Origin of the sequence: Nevskia soli, assembly GCF_903970205.1 — a bacterium.
Taxonomy (GTDB): Bacteria; Acidobacteriota; Terriglobia; order Bryobacterales; family Bryobacteraceae; genus Bog-113.
This window is the reverse complement of the sequence record NZ_CAJCHS010000240.1, coordinates 1-4,471: the sequence shown is the minus strand read 5'-3', so window position 1 is coordinate 4,471 and position 4,471 is coordinate 1. Positions and strand designations below refer to the sequence as shown.

Sequence of the window (4,471 nt, the reverse complement as noted above, 5' to 3'; positions counted from 1 at the left end):
CGTTAGTTCGTCGAGGCCGCCCAGTGCGTCGTAGAGGTCGAGCAATAGCATCTCATGCGGGATGTTTTCCACGATAGCTGTGTGAGCTTGACTCAGTGCGGATTGAGCGTTCGACAGGGCATTCTGCTGCCGGAGGTTGGTGATAATCGCGCCGTTTTGTTCGACTACACCGTCCGGCGCGACTGCGCGTACTATGGCCTCACGCAACTCGTCGATTCCCTGCCCCGTCAACGCCGAAACCGGTAGCATGTCCGGGCCGGCTTTGCCGCCTTGGTCGACCTTGTTAGCTACGATCAAGTGTAGGCCTTGCGCGCCGGCTTTGTCGATTAGTTCCTGATCCTGCTCTTCGATATGGTTTGCATCCACTACCACGAGCGTTACGTCTGCGTCCGCCATGGCACTCAGGCTGCGCTCGATTCCCAACGATTCGACTAAGTCTTCGCCCGTCCGGATACCCGCTGTGTCGACTAACCGGACCGGGATTCCCTCGATCGCCACAACCTCCGATACTAAGTCACGCGTCGTACCCGCGACCGGAGTGACGATGGCGCGGTCCTGCTCGAGTAGCCGGTTGAATAGACTACTCTTGCCAACATTAGGGCGCCCGATGATAGCAAGGGTAAAACCCTCGCGCAGCACGTGTCCGTAACTAAAGCTGCGGGCGAGACGGTTGACATCTGCCGCGATCGGATCGAGACGCGCGCGTAGCTGGCCTTGAGTGGCAACGCTGATGTCGTCTTCGGCGAAGTCAATGCCGGCTTCGAGGAGTGCGATGAGCTCCAGCAGCTGTGCTTTGACCGGCTGTAAGCGGCGAGCTACGGAGCCAGAGGCTTGCTGGGCAGCGACACGGGCTTGATGCAGCGTGGTTGCGTCGATCAAGTCGCGAACCGCTTCGGCTTGTGGAAGATCGATCCGGCCGTTTACGAACGCGCGCAGGGTGAACTCGCCTGGCTCGGCGGCGCGGGCTCCTTGTTTGAGAGCCTCGGCCACCCCATGACGCAGGACAACCGGCGAGCCGTGACAGGCGATCTCGACGACGTCTTCCGCGGTGTAAGAACGCGGTCCGGCGAAATAGGTGACGATCACGTCATCTACTGCCTGAGTTTGCTCATTGAGTAAGTCGGCGCGGGTTGGCTGCCAGCTTCGCAACTCCCTCGATAAGTGGAGAATCGCCTCTGCTATCGGCTTGGAGCGCGGCCCGGAAATCCGGATGACGCCGATTCCGCCGCGGCCGGGTGGCGTCGCAATCGCGACTATAGTGTCACTTAGGTCCAAGTTAGAACTTACTTCGGGTCGCGGTTGAAGGGGCGGCGCTCGCCGGCGCGCCCAGGCCCTCGCCGTCCGTGAGGCGGGCCGCCGCGATTGCCTCCACGATCGTTAGTGCCGCGACCGCGCGCGTCACGGGGAGGGCCGGTGGGCGGACGGAACGCAGGCGGAGGCGGGTCCGGCAGACTCGCCATTCCGGCAGGATAGATGACCACGTGGCGGAATGCGCCCTGACCGGCACTCTCACTGCGCAGCGTAGTTTCCCCTCGCAACGTAAGATGCACGACGCGCCGTTCGCGGCTGTTCATGGGGCTAAAGCGGAAGGGGTCGCCGGTGCGCTTGACCTTTTCGGCCGCCGCAGTCGCGCTCATCCGTAACTCCTCAATGCGAAGCAACCGGTAATCGTTCGCGTCGAAGGAGAGCCGCGAATGGTCTTCACTGGGCACGCGCAACACTTCCATGGTGACGTGTTCCAACGCGAGCAGGAGTTCGGCGCGGTTACTTAGTAGAAGATCAACATCGCGTCCGGTGAACTTGACCGTCAACTCGGGGTTCTCAATTTCCGGGTTGACGCTTTCGCCGGCGACGATTTCGTAACTAAGGTCAAAGCCGGCGGCGTCCAGTACCGTTCGGAGAAATGCGTCAATTTTAGGGCCGGTCGTGTCAACCGTGTACTTGGGGTTAGTCATCACCTTCGACGAGTTATCTACGCACGGTTTTCTTCGCTACAACTTTGGCGGGGGGCGGCACGGGAGCGGGAAAGAACTTATTAAAGAAGTACTGTTGCGCGATACCCATCAGGTTTCCAGTGAGCCAGTATAATACAAGCCCGGCGGACTGGTTGTAGAAGAAGAAACCCATGATAAGCGGCATGAACATCATCATGCGGGCCTGTTGCGGGTCCATGCCGGTGGTTGGAGTCATGCGCTGCATCAGGAAGCTCGTTAGGATCATGATGATCGGCAGCACGTGGATGGCGAGATGTTCCGGCTGAGACAGGTCGGTGACCCACAGCCAGTTCGCGTTGCGCATCTCGATAGAGACAGCGAGAACCTTGTAAAACGCGAGCAAAAATGGCATCTGGATCAGCAGCGGAACGCAACCACCGGCGGGATTGGCGCCGTGCTCCTTGTAGAGATCCATCGTCTCCTGATTCTTCTGCTGCATGCGCGGATCGCGCAGGCTAAGGCCTTTGTAACGCTCGTTGATCTCCTGTACTTTGGGCTGCAAGACCTTCATCTTGTTCATCGACCGCATGTTCTGCAGCCTGAGAGGCAGAAGCACGATGTTGATGATGATGGTGATCAGGACAATCGCCCAGCCGTAGTTGTGAATGTACTTCTGATCCAGAAAACGGAGGGCCAGGAACAGAGGCTTGGCGAGGAACCACCAGAAGCCGAAGTCGACAATCTGCTCGAGCTTTGGGTTTACCTTCTTAAGTAACTCGAGATCTTTCGGACCGACGAATAACTCGAGCCGGTTTTGGCCGTCGCCGCCGACCGCGTCGCCTATGTATTGCTGATCACTCTTATCGAATGGGGTCGGAACATAGTCGTCGAATAGAGTCGTCTGAATCTTATCTTGTCCCTGCGGGAGAAAGACTGCAGCGAAGTATTGGTCTTCGAGACCGGCGAATGAAAACTGGCCGTCGCGATTGGCCGGTCCGTCTTTGGCAGCCTTGGTGCTGTCGTTATTCAGCTTGGAATCGGCGACGTTGTAGCGGATAGCGCGCTGACTGCTGACGGCGTTCTGGACGGCGAAATCCCCGAAGCCGCCGCGCCATTCGAGGAGGCTCGGGATGTCGGCGCCGTTGACGCGTACTTCCGAGTCGACTTCCGTGAGGTAGCCCTCAGGCTGAAACGTGAACGCTTTGTGAGCAACAACGCCGTTGTTGGCGTAGTCGAACGAAATCCCAAGGCCGCCGGCAGTTCTAGTGAATGCGTAAAGCGACTGGTTCAGATCGACCGCGGGTTTCTGGCTGCGGAAGTAGAAGGCGAAAGGATACGAACCTAGCTTCTGAGCGGCCGCATCATTGACAACCTCCAGCGGCTTGCCAGCCGCGTTGGGATATTTCTTCAGAGTCCAACTGATGACGACCCCGCCGCGGTTCGAGAACACGACGTGATAGACGGCGGTGTCGATCGCGACGTGCTGTTCGTCGTGGGCGGCTACTAAATCGGGAGTGGAGACTTGATCGGCTTGGGCCGTGTTCGAGTTCGCAATCGAATTGGGCGCCGGGGCTTTCGACGAAGCGGGCGCCGCAACTTTCGCTGCCGGCAGCGGCGGTTGCGGACGTCCGCCTTTGAAAAAATACGGCAGCAGAAAGAGAACGCCGCCCATGATGACAAACGCGAGAAGCGTTCGCACCTGGGTGTTGTTGTCTTGACCGCCGGGATCGTAGGGATTACGTTCACTCATTCAGAATTTCCGCGTGCGTCCTAAGGCACCAGGTCGACGCCGCCGGGGTGGAACGGATGGCACTTGCCGAGGCGCTTGAATCCAAGCCACACGCCGCGCGTAACGCCATGTCGCAACACAGCTTCGTGCATGTACTCCGAGCACGTGGGGTGGAAGCGGCAGGCGGACGGCAGGAGAGGCGACACGATCAACTTATAGCCGCGGAGGAGGGTTGCGAAAGCCCGTTGCAGCGAGTTATAAGCCGCTCGATCTCCCGCTCGATTTCCGGAAACGGGCCATCCAGCGCCTTGCGCCGCGGATTGATGACGATGGACCACTGGGGATCTAACCGATAGAGACGCTGGCGAACCGCCTCGCGAATGCGACGGCGGATGCGGTTCCGCACCACCGCATTGCCAAGTGCGCGCGGCGTAGTAAACCCCAGGCGCGGCCCGGCATTGGACGGTTCAAGAAGACAGAAAGCCGCGAAATAGCCGCAAGTGAAACGCGTGCCCTGGTCGTAGACTTTGCGAAAATCTTTCGATCGGAGAATTCGGACGCTTTTCGAAAATCCGGCGGCGTTACAGGCAAGAATTCGCGTGTTACCTTTCGGAACTGACAGAGAGCTTGTGACGGCCGCGCGCGCGACGGCGGGAAAGAACGGCGCGGCCATCCGCGGTCTTCATGCGGACGCGGAAGCCATGCTTCTTGGCCCGCTTGCGGTTATTCGGCTGAAAAGTACGTTTCGGCATTTCGTTTCAACTAATTAGTATAGCCCAGGGCGTGGGACGGGGCAAATTTTGGGGGG

6 protein-coding genes are annotated in these 4,471 nt (G+C 59.1%); all 6 read right to left on the bottom strand.

The genetic code is table 11. The annotated features are described in order from the left end of the window. Window positions 1–1,275 (bottom strand): tRNA uridine-5-carboxymethylaminomethyl(34) synthesis GTPase MnmE (mnmE, locus tag H1Y01_RS10925; RefSeq protein WP_180540552.1); only part of this gene is annotated, 1,275 nt, incomplete at its 3' end. Between the two features lie 8 nt (window positions 1,276–1,283). Further along, window positions 1,284–1,955, bottom strand: coding sequence for a protein jag (locus H1Y01_RS10920; RefSeq protein ID WP_180540551.1), 672 nt, complete (start codon window positions 1,953–1,955; stop codon window positions 1,284–1,286). 13 nt (window positions 1,956–1,968) lie between these two features. Then, on the bottom strand, window positions 1,969–3,684 hold the full coding sequence (gene yidC, locus H1Y01_RS10915; protein WP_180540550.1) for a membrane protein insertase YidC: 1,716 nt from the start codon (window positions 3,682–3,684) through the stop codon (window positions 1,969–1,971). A gap of 20 nt (window positions 3,685–3,704) precedes the next feature. After that, window positions 3,705–3,869 carry a membrane protein insertion efficiency factor YidD gene (yidD, locus tag H1Y01_RS10910; RefSeq protein WP_367399783.1) on the bottom strand — a complete coding sequence of 55 codons (165 nt, stop codon included), beginning with the start codon at window positions 3,867–3,869 and terminating at the stop codon, window positions 3,705–3,707. A gap of 2 nt (window positions 3,870–3,871) precedes the next feature. Further along, window positions 3,872–4,336, bottom strand: coding sequence for a ribonuclease P protein component (rnpA, locus tag H1Y01_RS10905; protein ID WP_180540549.1), 465 nt, complete (start codon window positions 4,334–4,336; stop codon window positions 3,872–3,874). After that, the gene (gene rpmH, locus H1Y01_RS10900; protein ID WP_180540548.1) at window positions 4,266–4,415 is read right to left on the bottom strand and encodes a 50S ribosomal protein L34; all 150 of its coding nucleotides are present in this window, start codon (window positions 4,413–4,415) and stop codon (window positions 4,266–4,268) included. The genes rnpA and rpmH overlap by 71 nt, the downstream gene beginning before the upstream one ends. Window positions 4,416–4,471 lie beyond the last annotated feature (56 nt).